10 protein-coding genes are annotated in these 13,671 nt (G+C 69.2%); 4 read left to right on the top strand and 6 right to left on the bottom strand.

All coding sequences use genetic code 11. The features are described from left to right. Positions 1-36: 36 nt before the first annotated feature. Together OG956_RS15085 and OG956_RS15080 are read right to left on the bottom strand one after the other, a co-directional pair. The gene (locus OG956_RS15085) at positions 37-876 is read right to left on the bottom strand and encodes a patatin-like phospholipase family protein (protein WP_330338483.1); all 840 of its coding nucleotides are present in this window, start codon (positions 874-876) and stop codon (positions 37-39) included. Positions 877-1,329: 453 nt separating this feature from the next. After that, a complete protein-coding gene (locus OG956_RS15080) occupies positions 1,330-2,223 on the bottom strand; it encodes a phosphorothioated DNA-binding restriction endonuclease (RefSeq protein WP_330338482.1) in 894 nt (297 codons plus the stop codon). A gap of 458 nt (positions 2,224-2,681) precedes the next feature. On the opposite strand from OG956_RS15080, the gene OG956_RS15075 reads away from it, so the two are divergent. Further along, positions 2,682-3,440 (top strand): hypothetical protein, encoded by a 759-nt coding sequence (locus OG956_RS15075; RefSeq protein ID WP_330338481.1) that lies wholly within the window; start codon positions 2,682-2,684, stop codon positions 3,438-3,440. Positions 3,441-4,876: 1,436 nt separating this feature from the next. On the opposite strand, the gene OG956_RS15070 is transcribed toward OG956_RS15075, so the two are convergent. Further along, positions 4,877-7,309 (bottom strand): SpoIIE family protein phosphatase, encoded by a 2,433-nt coding sequence (locus OG956_RS15070; RefSeq protein ID WP_330338480.1) that lies wholly within the window; start codon positions 7,307-7,309, stop codon positions 4,877-4,879. A 272-nt stretch (positions 7,310-7,581) separates the two neighbouring features. On the opposite strand from OG956_RS15070, the gene OG956_RS15065 reads away from it, so the two are divergent. Both OG956_RS15065 and OG956_RS15060 read left to right on the top strand, forming a co-directional pair. Beyond that, a complete protein-coding gene (locus OG956_RS15065) occupies positions 7,582-9,180 on the top strand; it encodes a GAF domain-containing protein (RefSeq protein WP_330338479.1) in 1,599 nt (532 codons plus the stop codon). Next, entirely contained in the window at positions 9,093-9,455 is a 363-nt protein-coding gene (locus OG956_RS15060) for an SRPBCC family protein (RefSeq protein WP_330342847.1), read from the top strand. The genes OG956_RS15065 and OG956_RS15060 overlap by 88 nt, the downstream gene beginning before the upstream one ends. Before the next feature lie 33 nt (positions 9,456-9,488). On the opposite strand, the gene OG956_RS15055 is transcribed toward OG956_RS15060, so the two are convergent. The 3 genes from OG956_RS15055 to OG956_RS15045 form a co-directional block, all read right to left on the bottom strand. Further along, entirely contained in the window at positions 9,489-9,884 is a 396-nt protein-coding gene (locus OG956_RS15055) for a hypothetical protein (protein ID WP_330338478.1), read from the bottom strand. Between the two features lie 40 nt (positions 9,885-9,924). Then, positions 9,925-10,236 carry a hypothetical protein gene (locus tag OG956_RS15050; RefSeq protein WP_330338477.1) on the bottom strand — a complete coding sequence of 104 codons (312 nt, stop codon included), beginning with the start codon at positions 10,234-10,236 and terminating at the stop codon, positions 9,925-9,927. 275 nt (positions 10,237-10,511) lie between these two features. Beyond that, entirely contained in the window at positions 10,512-10,859 is a 348-nt protein-coding gene (locus OG956_RS15045; protein WP_330338476.1) for a YidH family protein, read from the bottom strand. 525 nt (positions 10,860-11,384) lie between these two features. Between OG956_RS15045 and OG956_RS15040 the strand changes: the two genes are divergently transcribed. After that, positions 11,385-13,667, top strand: coding sequence for an arylsulfatase (locus OG956_RS15040; protein ID WP_330338475.1), 2,283 nt, complete (start codon positions 11,385-11,387; stop codon positions 13,665-13,667). The last annotated feature ends 4 nt before the right edge of the window (positions 13,668-13,671 follow it).

Here is a 13,671-nt window from a genome sequence, read left to right as displayed (position 1 = left end):
GACGGCCGACGAGGTACCGCATTGCGGAACCCCGGCTCACGGCGCCGGCGCCCAGGAGTCGGCCAGCTCCTTTCGCGCGGCAGCGGCTTGCCGCAGTCCCGCCTGGAACGCAGGCGCCCACGCCGAGGGGTCCGACGGGTCGGTGCCGAGTGCCGCCGCCGACGACTCGTCCGGGAACAGCGACACCACCGTCTCCGCGCCCAGCGCGGCAAACGCTTCCTGTCCGGGAGTCTGACGCGCCATCGGCTCCACGACGACCAACGTACGTGTACCGGCCGCGAGGTCCACGTTGGCGCCTGCCCGCAGCGCGCCGTCGATGTAGTGGCGCCCGCCGATCGAGACCGGAGGCGCCGCGCCCGGGAACGCGCTGGAGGCCGCGACAGCAGCCGCCAGCGGGACACCGCTGCCGCGCTCCCAGACGACCGGCTCGCCGCTTCCCGCCTCCACGGCAGGGATGAGCAGGCGACGCTCTGCCGGCCAGGTGTCCGTGCCGACGAGCCGGCGTCGGACCGCGACCAACGCCTGCTCGGCCTGGGGATCGGCCGCGTCGAGGGCGATCCGCCCGACCCGCCGGCGGGCCTCCTCCGGTGGCAGCCCGGCGCCGAGGACCGCGAAGACCTCACCCATGCGCCGCCGGTCGGCCTGCGGCGGCCGGGGACCGTCGCCGCCGCTGCCGGCGGGGTCGGCGAAGTGCGCGAGGTCCTGCCCTGCGGCCAGCGCGGCGCCCACGATCGCGCCGGCCGAGGTGCCGACGACCAGGTCCGCCGCGCCCAGGTCGACACCCAGACCGCGCAGACCGTGGGCGAGTCCGCCCATCCAGGCGGTGCCACCGAACCCGCCCGGGCCGAGCACGAGCGCGCTGTGCGGTGAACGCATTGTTCCCCCATCCGTCACGGTGGCGGTCTCCGCCCTGACATCGAGTCGCCGTCCGGGTCCTGTCCCGTGTCCCCGTGCCGGCCGCGGCAGTCCGGCTCGACGACGGGACCGGCCGACCCGTCACGGCACATGACGAGGGCGGGGTCCGAAAACCCCGCCCGAAATCAGCGGAACCCCAGCTCAGGGCCAGACCAAGCAATAAGGCTGATGCCCCGCCTCATGCAGCCGATGCGAGAAGTCCTGCCACTCGTGCAGCGAGTGGGGGCGGCGGGGCGCTGACCTTGGGTTTCTCGGTGAAGTGTGCGTCGACCTGCGGAAACTCGTCCCAGTAGTTCTCACGGGTCAACGCCGTTTCCCGGGCTCATGTGCCCTGGATGTGCCCTCGGTCCTCTCGACGAGAGGTTCTGTTGAACCCACGTTCTATGAAGAGGATGTCCTGCGAGGCTGTATCGGTCAGGCAGCCGTGGCGGGGCGCGGCTCGCCGTGGAAGACCTGGCGGGCGTGCCAGTCGCGGTGAGCGGCCGCGACAGGGTGCGCGCCTGGCTGCGGGCCGACGAGTGGCCGGCCCGCGAGAGCTATGACGTGCTCGCGGGCGGCGGGGCTGTGGCCGACGAAGCGCTGTGAGACGAGGACACGGTGGCCGTTTCCCACACCGAGGACGCCCTTGTCGAAAAGCTTGTGGTGCAGCGAGCACAGACACAGCCCGTTCTCGACATCGTCGGGGCCGCCGAACGCCCACCAGCGCACATGGGCAGCCTCCAGCCCGACCGGCACCGTGCCGATCCTGCCGTCGTAACCGCAAAAGGCACACCGGTACTCATAGGCGGTCAGCACAAGCTCCCGCATCCGCCGATCCCGTTGCCTGCGCACCGCGGAAAGCTCCTGGGTCTCCGCCGGCTCCAGTTCCAGTCCGACGGCTTCGCACAGCTCGCTGTGGAGGGAGGGTGGGAAGTGCAGATCGAGCAGCAACCGTGTGACCTGGCTGAGCAGTCGCGGGTCGCGTCGCAGCGCCGCCCTGAAGTCCGGCGCGAGCCGTCCGGTGGCACCCGTTTCCCGCAGGTTTCGCACCCCGCTTCCGGGGCTGCCGGGGCCGTGGTCGGTGCGCACTTCCCATATGTCGTCGCTGACCAGGTGGTGGAAGGGGTAGGCGGGCGTCGTCTTGTTCGGTGGGCCGTACTCGGTCAGAAGCCGTTGCAGGTCCTGCTCCACCATGCTGTAGCGCAGGCCGCCTTCCGCATCCTCCTGGAACCGGCCGAGGGCGTACAGGAGCAGCAGCGGCTTGTGCGGGGCGCGGGTTCCGCTCCGGGTCCACTGTCTCAGCTTCGCGGTCCGCTCCAGCCAGTCCATGACGGCTGATCGTAGACGGCTGCCCCTGACCTGCGGCGTCATCTCGGTCGTCTTGGGCCGGGCGGCACGAAGCTATCCCGTTCCGGCTGGGACCGGCCGAGAGTGGGCGATCCGGAGGCGCCGTCGCGCGCGGCATCAGAAGTATTCCTCGGTCCTGCCAAGTGCCCTTCTACGCTGGAAGATGAGGCATCTGGCCGGCAGTAGCGTCGACTGGCTTTGCTCACGAGTTTGAGCAGCGTTTGTGCACCAGCTCGGGAGGCGCTGAAACCGGATCGAAGTCGAACATCGGCCACGGCGACTGGGGTACGGCGGAGGGGACATGCGAGGGCCGATCGGGGCACCGGCCGGTCCGGACGGCCCTGGGCGGTTCGCTACGCCCGGAGAGACACTGAAGGCAAGAGGCCCCGTGTCTGTCCAGGTCGGGCGGATGCGAAGGGAAGGTCCAGAGGGTGAGGATCATGAGCAGCAGGAACAGGCGCACCGCCGCCGCACTGGCTGCCCTCGCGCTGGCAGGCGCGCTGGCCACCGGATGCCTGGCAGGCAACAGCAACACATGGAGTGGGACCTCCCTCAACGTGGCCACCGCGCAGCCGAGCCCCTCCGACAGCGACTGCTGGGGTCCGACATCGGGCGACGACTGGGACAACTGGGACTCATGGGGCCCCGGTATGGGCCCGGGCATGATGGGCCGCGATGACTGCTCGTGGGGCCCCGGCATGATGGGCGGGCACTACTGGCAGCGCGGCGACGGAACCCCGGTGAAGACCCTCGACCAGGCGCGCCGGCACGCCGACGCCTTCGCTCACCGGCTCGGCCTGCGCGTCGGCGAGGTCATGCAGTTCTCGAAGAATTTCTACGCCGAACTGGAGACCCCCTCCGGGAAGCTGGCCACCGAGATCCTCGTCGACCCGGCCGACGGTGACACCGGGATCGAGTACGGCCCGGCGATGATGTGGAACACCGACTACGGCATGCACCCTCGCGGTCAGACACGGACCCGGCTCTCTCCCGACGAGGCCCAACACCGCGCTCGGCAGTGGCTGCGTGACCGGGGCAGCGACCTGACCGCTGACAAACCCGATGCGTTCCCGGGCTACTACACGCTCCACACCGTACGCTTTGGGAAGATCAACGGCATGCTCTCGGTCAACGCTTCCACAGGCGCCGTGTGGTATCACACCTGGCACGGCACCTACATCGCCACCAGCGAGCACTGACAGATGCCGCGTCCCAGGCCCGACGCCCGTTTCTCCACCGACGAGCGATGATCTTCGCCAGAAGACCAGCGCGGCACCTAATGCCGGATCATCGCTGAGGTGCTGTCGTCCAGAGGTCACCGTCATGGCGCATCCGAACAGTGGTCTCCACCGGTGCCGCCCGAAGGCGTGAACATATGCTGTCCGCTCTCGTGAACAAAGCCGGCCGACCGACGCCCGTCGACCTTTCGGTGACTGTGTCACCCCAGATGGAGTCCTCGGCAGTGTGGTGTCCTCAGGAGCGGGAACCCGGGATGAATGCGGCGGGTGTCTGTGCGTCCCAGGCCATGACGTCCCGCGGTTCGGCACAGAGCCGTGGGTGCCGTGTTCCCGTGGTCCGTCGGTGGAGCACGGGAACCGGCTCCGGTGTGCGCGGCTGCTGCCGGGCTCAGGTCGGCTCAAAGAGCCCGCGGGCATGAGCCGGGGGCGGACTTCGGTCGGGGTGGCAAGGACACACTCCAGTGATCGTCGCAACACGGCGGCTGTAGCGGACATACTGGGAGAGAGCGTGAGATCGCGGGCCGGCGGGAGTGGCCGTGCACCTAGTCGCTCAGGAAGAGGGCGGCGGTCTCGGGCCTCAAGAAAAGGGGCGACGCTTGCGCACCACTGAGTCGATTGGTGCGGAAAGATTTGCTGCAGAAGTGAGGATGAGTGCTCGGCTGGGGTTTCCCAGCCGAGCGTTTTGCGTGGGCGGCTGTGCTGCCCGACCGCGACCCTCCCCTGCGGTCCTGGCTCCGGATTCCTGACGGGGCAGCGGTGACGCTCCGGCCCTTGGCCGGACTGCTCCTGGTCTTTCCGGCCAGGGCCCGCACGGAGCGGACGCACGAGCGCAGCTCCGTGTGACCTCGGAGGCGTTCAGCTCCTGCCCTGGCATGGTCGCCCCCTCCGCTCTGCGGCAGTGACAGACCAGGACGCCCACCAGGTCACCGAGTGCTCGGCCGGACACCTGCCGGTCACCGCCCTGTTTCCCGGCGAGGCTGTCCGTCGGCTGCCGACACCGGTCGGCGTCCCGCGGGACGTCAACGGTCCGTACGCCGTCGTCGCGTCGCAGGAGCCGTACCAGGAGGCGACGTCACCGCAGCCGGGGCAGCGCTCTCGTCCTCTGCACGGACGGGTCGGTCGAGAGCCCCGGCACCGGCATCGACAACCAGATCGACGGACTCGCCTGCACTCTCGGCCTTGTGCTGAAAGGATCTCCTTGGTATGACAAGCCCTCAACCGGGCTGTTGACCGGCTGGTGAAGGACCTCCTCCCCGACGCGGTCGCCCATGACGACGATGTGACGTTGCTCCTCATCGCCGTGCCCCAGCCGGCCGACGGACGCGGAGGAGCGGTGCCCGGCAGCGGCTGAACCAGACGATCATGCCCGGAGCAGCTGTGTCCGGCTGTGCGGCCGCCTACGCCGCGCTCGCGGTGTCGGTGGCGAGGGCAGGCAGTGACTGCTCCGTCCAGATGGTCTTGCCGTGGGCCGTGTAGCGGGCACCCCAGCGCTGTGCGAGCTGGGCCACCAGGAACAGGCCGCGCCCGCCTTCGTCGGTGTGCCGAGCGCGCCGCATGTGGGGGGATGTGTTGCTGGCGTCGGACACCTCGCAGATGAGGGTTCGGTCGTGGATCAGGCGGAGGCTGATGGGTCCGCGAGCATGTCTCATCGCGTTGGTGACCAGTTCGCTGACGATCAGCTCTGTCGTGAACGCGAGATCGTCCAAGTCCCATTGGGCCAGTTGGCCCAGCGCGCTGCGTCGGGCCTCCGGCACCGCCGAGGGGGTGGAGGGGATGTCCCAGGAGGCCACCCGGTCACTGCCCAGGACGCGGGTGCGCACCACGAGGAAGGCGACGTCGTCGCGCGGGGGGTCGGCCAGCAGCGTGCGGACCACCGTGTCGCAGATCTCTTCGAGCGGCCGGTCGGGGTGGGCCAGTGCGAAGGAGAGCCGTTCGAGACCGGCGTCCACGTCATGGTCGGCTGCTTCGAGCAGGCCGTTGGTGAAAAAGGCGATGACGGTGCCTTCCTCCACGTCTATCTCGGCCGACTCGAACGGAAGGCCCCCCAGCCCGAGCGGTGGGCCGGCGGGCACGTCGAGGAATCCGGCGGGCTCCCTCAGGTGGGCGATGCTCGGGCTGGGGTGCCCGGCGCGGGCCGCACACAGCTTGCGGGACACCGGGTCGTAGACGGCGTACAGACACGTCGCACCGGTGATCGCCGGGTCTCTGTTCGTTGCCTCGGCCTCGTCGGCCAGGCGGAGGACGAGGTCGTCGACGTGGGTGAGCAGTTCGTCGGGCGGCAGGTCCAGATCGGCGAGGGTCTGTACGGCCGCACGCAGTCGACCCATGCTGGCGGCCGCGTGGATGCCGTGCCCCACGACATCGCCGACCACCAGGGCGACCCGGGCGCCGGAGAGGGGGATGACGTCGAACCAGTCCCCGCCGACCCCGGCGTCGGCCGGAAGGTACCGGTAGCCGATCTCGACCGCGCTGTGGTGAGGCAGCGCCGGGGGCAGCAGGCTGGTCTGAAGGGCGAGTGCCGCGCTGTGCTCGCGGGCGAAGCGTCTGGCGTTGTCGACACAGAGGGCTGCCTGGGCGGCCAGCTCCTCGACGAGGAGGACGTCGTCCTCGTCGAACGGATCCGGATTCTCCCAGCGCAGCAGGGTGACCACCCCTGCGGTCACACCCCGCGCCCGCAAGGGGACAACGAGGTGGGAGTGCACGCCTATACGGAGGAACGTCTCCCGGCGTAGGGGGTCCTGTCGGAGCCAGCGTGTCGAGGGCGTGACGGCCGCGTCCCAGGCCGGACTGCCGGTGGCCAAGGCCCGGCTTTGCGGTGACTGCGCCTGGTAGTGCGTGGGTGCGTCGATCGCGACGACCACCTCGGGGTGGTCCGCGCGGACCGAGAGATGGGCGGCCCGATACAGCCCGCCGTGCTCCCTCTGGGCCGCCGCGGTCCGGGCGTCGTCGAGGAGGTCCACTGCTGCGAAATCGGCGACCCGGGGCACCAGGATCTCGGTCAGTTCGGCGACGGTACGCCCGAGGTCCAGGGTGGTGCCGATGTGCTCGCTCGCCTCGTTCACCAGGAGCAGCCGCTCACGCCCCCGATCCTTTTCGGGAAAGTCGACGGCGGTCTGGCACACCCCCAGCACGGCACCGGTCCCGCTGCGCAGCGGGAAGGACGAGCGGAGCCTGAGGCGTTCCCGACCCGAGTGATGGGACGTACCGGATGGGACGGCCGCTCGATCGACGCAGAGCTTGGTCACCCCCGTTGTCAGTGCCTGCCTGCTCTGCCCCTCCATGGCCTGGAGCACTTCGCCGGCACCGAGGGGCGCGGGCGGGTCGCCGTTGCCCTCGGCCGGCAGCCCCTCCATTCCCGCGAGCACGTCATTGACCCACAGACGGCGCAGGTTGGCGTCGAGCACGGCGATGCCTATCGGTGACCGGGTGAGCAGGCCCCGAAGTACTGCCTGGCTCAATTCCCACCTGCCAAGTCCGGCGACGTCGCACAGACCGGCCAGGTAACCGCCTCCATCGCCCGACGCCGCAAGCGTACGGATCCCCAACACGAGCTCCACACGGTGACCGGAGTGGTGACGCACACAGACGCGCCCCTGCCAGCGGCCGCCCACAGGGCGCACTCGCGTCAGGGCGTCGGCCACGGACTCGCTGTCCAGCAGGGATGCCGCGGCATGCCCGAGTACATCGGTCGGCGCGTAGCCCAGAAGATCCTGTGCTTCCGGGCTCCAGTACTCGATCAGGCCATTCGTGTCGACGAGAATCAGCGCGGTGGTCATGAGGTCGAACGGATCCGTTGCCCGGTCGATGTCAGGCACACCCAGAACAGCCATGTCAGCCCCATCCACAGACGGGCCCCTCTCACCAGGCTCTCACACCCACGGGGTGCCACGCCGCCGGTGACGTGCTCGCTAGTCCCCGGCTCGGAGGGCGGTGATGGTCGCCGGCCATGCGGTCACGCCTGCGGGGTTCCAGCTGAGGCGGTTCACGTGCTTTGCGTGGTGATGGGCGCTATCGTCGGTTGGATCGGGACTACCGGTCGGCCAGTGACCGCCCTGGCACTACTGGCCACGGAACGTACTGTGGTGCACGCCTGGGGGCGTTCATGTCAGCCACGGACACGGGAGCACAGCCGGGGCAGGCGGCGCGGCGCCTCCTGGACCACATCGTGGTCGACGCCGTACAGCAGACAGGCGCCCATGCCGCGGGGCTGTGGGTGCTTCCGCCCGGTGAGGACGTGCTGGTCCTGGAGAGCGTCGTCGGTATGCCACCGGAGTTCTCCAGGCCCTGGCACCGAGTGCGCCTCACCTACTCGCTCCCCGTCACCGACGCGGTCGCCGCACGCGCGCTGGTGGAGGTGAACACACAGCAGGAGTTGTGCCGCCGCTACCCGCGGGCGGCTCTGGTCCTGCCGTACAGCTTCGCCCTGGCCGCGGCCCCGCTGATCGACGACGGTGAGGTGCTGGGCGCGCTGCTGTTGGTGTGGCCGGGGTCTCGGCAGAGACCTCTCAGCCCGCCCGTGCGGGACCGCCTGCGCGAGGCGTGCGTGCTCCTGGCCTCCACCCTGCACTGTGCCCACAGGGCAAACGGCTTCACACTCTCGGCCGAGCCGCGCGCCCTGCACTCCCTGACCCCGGCCGCCGCAGCCGACGAGGACGGGACCGCCGCTGCGGTGGTGCGGCGTCTCCCCGAGGGATATCTCGCGTTGGACCTGCACGGCCACATCGCCTTCGTCACCGCCACCGCGGCCGAGTTGCTCGGGTGCGCTCCCTCCGAACTGACGGGAAGCCTGCCGTGGGAGTCGGTGCGCTGGCTCGACGACCCCGTGTACGAGGACCGCTACCGCACCGCGGTGATCAGCCGGCAGGCCACCGAGTTCACGGCACGCCGTCCCGACGGCCGGTGGTTCGGCTTCCACCTGTATCCCGACGACACCGGCATCACGGTCCGCGTGGTCCCCAGGGAGCCACCCGGGACGCGTTCGCGACGGGTCACCGTGCCCGGTGCTGCCGCATCCACCAGGGTCGGCTTCCTGTACCACCTGATGCACCTGGCCGGCGCGCTGACCGAGGCCATCAGCGTGCAGGACGTGGTCCGGCTCGTCGCGGACACCGTCCTGCCCGCTTTCGAGGCCCAGGGCATGGTCATGCTCGTCGCCGACGGCGGCCGGCTGCGCGTCGTGGGCCACCGCGGCTACCCGGTCGCGACGATGGAGTATTTCGACGGCACCCCCCTCACCTCGCCGACTCCGGGTGTGAGGGCACTCACCAAGGGGGAGACAGGCTTCTTCGAAAGCCGCGAGGAACTCGAAGCGGCCTACCCCGCGCGTGTGGGCAGAGCCGACGGCATGGCCGCCTGGGCCTTCCTCCCGCTGATCGCCTCCGGCCGGCCCGTGGGCACTTGCGTCCTGGCCTACGACCGCCCCCACCCCTTCACCGCCGAGGAACGCGCCAGCCTCACCTCGCTCAGCGGCCTCATCGCCCAGGCACTCGACCGAAGCCGCGTGTACGACGCGGAACACGCGCTGGCCCAGAGCCTGCAGCGGGGCCTTGTTCGGTGTCTTCACCGATCACCGGCACTACGCCGACCTGGTCAAGGCGATGCACAGTATCCGTCCTGGAGCGTGAAGGCGATCCCGCCCCCAACGGGGTGGGAGCCGTCCGGCGGTTGCGTCTGCCGGGCGCCACCGTCCGGGAGCAGGTGACCGAGTATCACCGACCCGGCCACTACGCCTACCGCATGCTGTCCGGAGCCCCCCTGCGTCACTACACCGCGACCGTCAGCTTCACCCCGGTCGCGGAGCGGCGCACCGAGGTGGTCTACACGGTGGACGTGGAGCCCAGGGTGCGCCTGCTCCGGCCGGTCGTCGACCGGGTCGTCAGGAAGTCCCTCGCCGGCTTCACGGATGCCGCGGTCGCCAGGGCGGAGGCGCTCACGGCCTCGTCCACGCCCGGCACTCGCCCCTCTGAACAGGGCTGACTCCCAACCGCCTCATGTCGATCCATGCTGCTGTCAGCCCGACTCCACACCAGGGCCGGCAGACCGATACACCGCCGCTGCATCGGTGGTCGGTTGGAGTACGGTCTCGGCCAGTGCGTCTTCACGCAGCGCGATCGGATATCCCGGCTGGCTCACCATGCCGGCGAAGGCTCTGCGGCTGGGGTACGAGACGATCGCGACCGCATCCCATCCCTGCACGGAGTCGCCGACGAGCGGTGTGCTCCCCAGGCCGTAGTAAACGATCTGCACACCGGCGGCTTCGGCGAAAGGTTGAGCGGCCCGTAGATAGTCGGCGTACTTTTCGGCACCGCCCTCTTTGAAACGGAGCAGATTGAGCATCACGACGGGCGCTTCTGGATCCTCCGCTACGAAACGCTCGATCTCCTCGACGCTCGGATCAACGTTCACAGCCGGTCTCCTCTCGCTCGCGTTCCATTGGATCGCGGGCTCAAAGGTGCTGCAACGGCGCTCCATGAGCACAGTGTGGAGGCGTGTCGTTGCCGCTCAGGTCGAAGTCGGCACAGGTCAGGAACAGGTAATTGAACCTGCCGAGCAGGAAGGTAAGGACGCCGACGATGACGGTGACGCCCACTGCTCCCAAACGGTGCAGCCAAGGGAGTTCGTCGTAGTCGGGGAGCAGGATCTTCGACAACAGCCAGGACAGCATCGGGGCGCCCAGCACAGTGAGAGCCGCTTCGACGTGGTGGAGGTAGGAGGGGAGGTGCGGTCCCGGGGTGAGGACGGCCGGGAGGATCCACACGGAGGGCAGCGCCAGAGCCAGCCAGCCCCCCCAAGGGCACCACATCCCTTCTGCGCAGGGCCACCCCCGAGAGAAGTGCGGCGGTGGTCACGGCCCAGAGAGCGAGCAGGGCGTCGAAGAAGACGGCCTTGTACGCACCCAGGGGGAACGCGGGCCACCAGATGACGAGAGTTCCACCGGTCGACGCGGCTGCTACGGCGCGCAGGGTCGGGTCCGGCTCGGGCAGGCTGTGCTTCGGCTTCGCGCCGGAATCGGGTCGTGGTCCAGCGGCCATGTCAAAGCAGTACCAGAACGGCGATCATGGCCAGACCGGTGACGACGGTGACCGTCATGACCGTGCTCGCCTGTGCCGCGGCGAACGTCCCTGCCTCCAGTTGCCGGCCGACGGACCGGTACCGCGTGGTGCCGTAGAAGCTGACCAGCAGGCCGCTGAAGACGAGGATCGCCCCCGAGGCCACGGCGTGGGCGCCCCGGTGAGGGGCGAATTTGGCGATGGCCACACCGAGACCCGCCACAGCGATGCCGGTACGCAACCACGCCAGGTAGGTCCGCTCATTGGCGAGGTGGTCCCGTGCGCGGCTGCCGGTATTCGGCGTGGCCCCACGTGGCGCGTTTCCGTCCATGCACTCTCCTGCCTGTCGACCGCTCTCAGCCTGCCGGGGCCACGCCCTGCAGGCGCGCCCTGCCGTCCGGACGGGTGAAGTGGGGAGACTCTCCTGTTGGGGGCCTCCGGCTGGGCGTAGCCGAGCGGTTCTCCGATGGCCGGTGCCCTGCTCACTGGCTAGCATGAGAAGGAAGTGGTAAAGCGCCAGCCGGCGGAAGGGCTCCGCCCCTCGCAGAACAGCGTTCGGTCGTTGGTGCGCAACTCGAATTGACGAGTGTCGAGTCATCGGTCTTGCAAGGCAATTCTCCTGCGGCAGCGATCGTGGTCGTGTAAAGACCGTGCTCGTCGTGCACCTTCTTCGACGCCGTGACTGATACCCCATGGGGGGCGCTCAAATCTCGCGCTTCCCAGAGGTACGCGCGCGCGGTGGCATGTGCCGTACGGCGAAGGCCGGGGCGGATGGAGGATCAGGCAGATGGCGGCGAAAGAGTACAGGCCAGGAACCGCTTTTCCCGGGGTGATCGGCCGCACGGCGGACGAGTCGATGCCTGCATGGCCCCAGCCGGTGCGGGCCGTTCCAGGCTCCCCGAACGTGCTGTTCATCGCGCTCGACGACACCGGTTTCGGACAACTCGGCTGCTACGGCGGTCCGATGGCGACGCCGAACATGGACTCGTTGGCCGCGAACGGGCTGTTGTACAGCAACATGCACACGACCGCCCTGTGCTCTCCGTCGCGTTCATGCATCATCACCGGGCGGAATCACCATGCCAACGCCATGGCGCTGGTGACGGAGTTCTCGACCGGATATCCGGGGTACAACGGCCGTATCCCGTTCGAGAACGGGTTCATCTCCGAGATCCTCGTGGAGCAGGGATTCAACACCTACGCGATCGGCAAGTGGCATCTGGTTCCCTCGGAGTACGAATCCGCCGCCGGCCCGTACGACCGATGGCCGCTGGGCCGCGGTTTCGAGCGGTTCTACGGCTTCCTCGGCGGCGACACCAGTCAGTGGCACCCGGACCTGGTCTACGACAACCACCAGGTCGAGCCTCCCGCCTCCCCGGAAGAGGGCTACCACCTGACACCGGACCTGGTGGACAAGGCCGTCACGTTCATCGCCGACGCCAAGCAGGTCGCCCCGGACAAGCCGTTCTTCCTGTACTTCTGCACCGGAGCCACGCACGCACCGCACCATGTGCCCAAGGAGTGGGCCGACCGCTGCCGGGGCCAGTTCGGCGACGGCTGGGACGCCTACCGCGAGGCCGCCTTCGCCCGGCAGAAGCAGCTCGGAGTCGCGCCGCCCGACGCCCGGCTCTCCCGGCACGACCCGGACGTACCGGAGTGGGACTCCCTGTCCCCCGATGCCCGCCGTCTCGCCGCCCGGATGATGGAGGTCTACGCCGGATTCCTGAGCCACACCGACCACCACATCGGCCGGCTGCTGGACTTCCTCAAGGAGACCGGCGAGTTCGACAACACCCTGATCATGCTGGTGTCCGACAACGGCGCCAGCGCCGAGGGAGGTGTCACCGGAACGACGAACGAGTCGCAGTTCTTCAACAACGCACCCGAATCGCTCGAAGACAGCCTCAGGTCCATCGACGAGATCGGCGGACCGAACACCTTCAACCACTACCCGTGGGGCTGGACCTGGGCGGGAAACACCCCCTTCCGCAGGTGGAAGCGCGAGACCTACCGCGGCGGCGCCAGCGACCCGTTCCTCGTCCACTGGCCGCAGGGCATCAAGGCCCGCGGCGAGGTCCGCACCCAGTACGCCCACATCATCGACATGGTCCCCACCGTGCTCGACGTGCTCGGCATCGAACCCCCGGCCACGATCAAGGGCGTGCCGCAGTCCCCGATTCACGGTGTCAGCTTCGCCCACACCTTCGACAACCCCTCCGCGCCCACCCTGCACCACACGCAGTACTTCGAGATGATGGGCCACCGCGCCATCGACCACGACGGCTGGCGAGCGGTCTGCCCCTGGCCCGGCCCCTCCTTCGCCGAGGCCGGCAAGCCCTTCGGCACTCCCATCACCTCGGAGACACTCGGCAAGCTCGACGCCGAGCGCTGGGAGCTCTACCACATCGACGAGGACTTCGCCGAAACCAGCGATCTGGCGGCCGAGAACCGGAGCAAGCTCGTCGAGATGGTCTCCCTGTGGTACGTGGAGGCCGGAAAGTACGGCGTCCTGCCCATCGACGGCAGCGGTGTACAGCGACTGATGCAGGAGCGCCCGCAGATCTTCGCCGAGCGCACCAGCTGTACGTTCCGGCCCGGCACCGAGACCCTGCCGGCCGCGGTCGCGCCCCACGTGCTCAACCGGCCGTTCGCCATCACGGCGGACGCCGAGATCCCGGCGGACGGTGCCGAAGGCGTGTTCCTCTGCCAGGGCACCAACGTCGGCGGTTTCACCTTCTACATGAAGGACCGCAGGCTGCACTACGTCCACAACTACCTGCGGCGCGGCCTGTACGGCGTCTCCTCCTCCGAGGAGGTCCCCGAGGGGCGCCACGAACTGCGCTTCGAGTTCGAACCGACCGGAAAGGCCGACGTCCCGAACGGCAAGGGCGTCCCCGGCCGCGCCCAGCTGTACATCGACCGTCGTCCGGTCGGCGAGGCGGACATCCCGGTCACCACGGCGATCATGTTCAATCCCGGCGGCATGACCTGCGGCGCGAATCCGGGCTCCGCCGTCGCACCCGACTACAAGCCGCCCTTCCGGTTCACCGGTGTGCTGCACACCGTGACCGTCGACCTGTCCGGCGATCTCATCACCGATGCCGAGAGTGAGCTGCGGATGCACCTGTCCCGCCAGTAGGTCG

Source organism: Streptomyces sp. NBC_00557, from assembly GCF_036345995.1.
Classification (GTDB): domain Bacteria; phylum Actinomycetota; class Actinomycetes; order Streptomycetales; family Streptomycetaceae; genus Streptomyces.
The sequence above is the reverse complement of the archived record's forward strand: the minus strand, read 5'-3'. Positions and strand labels throughout refer to the sequence as shown.

What these genes read in the sequence shown, in the direction of transcription:
- OG956_RS15040 (WP_330338475.1), top strand. Translation starts at nt 11,385, where the DNA reads ATGCCTGCATGGCCCCAGCCGGTGCGGGCCGTTCCAGGCTCCCCGAAC.
- OG956_RS15045 (WP_330338476.1), bottom strand. Translation starts at nt 10,859, where the DNA reads ATGGACGGAAACGCGCCACGTGGGGCCACGCCGAATACCGGCAGCCGC.
- OG956_RS15080 (WP_330338482.1), bottom strand. Translation starts at nt 2,223, where the DNA reads ATGGACTGGCTGGAGCGGACCGCGAAGCTGAGACAGTGGACCCGGAGC.
- OG956_RS15075 (WP_330338481.1), top strand. Translation starts at nt 2,682, where the DNA reads ATGAGCAGCAGGAACAGGCGCACCGCCGCCGCACTGGCTGCCCTCGCG.
- OG956_RS15085 (WP_330338483.1), bottom strand. Translation starts at nt 876, where the DNA reads ATGCGTTCACCGCACAGCGCGCTCGTGCTCGGCCCGGGCGGGTTCGGT.
- OG956_RS15065 (WP_330338479.1), top strand. Translation starts at nt 7,582, where the DNA reads ATGTCAGCCACGGACACGGGAGCACAGCCGGGGCAGGCGGCGCGGCGC.
- OG956_RS15070 (WP_330338480.1), bottom strand. Translation starts at nt 7,309, where the DNA reads ATGGCTGTTCTGGGTGTGCCTGACATCGACCGGGCAACGGATCCGTTC.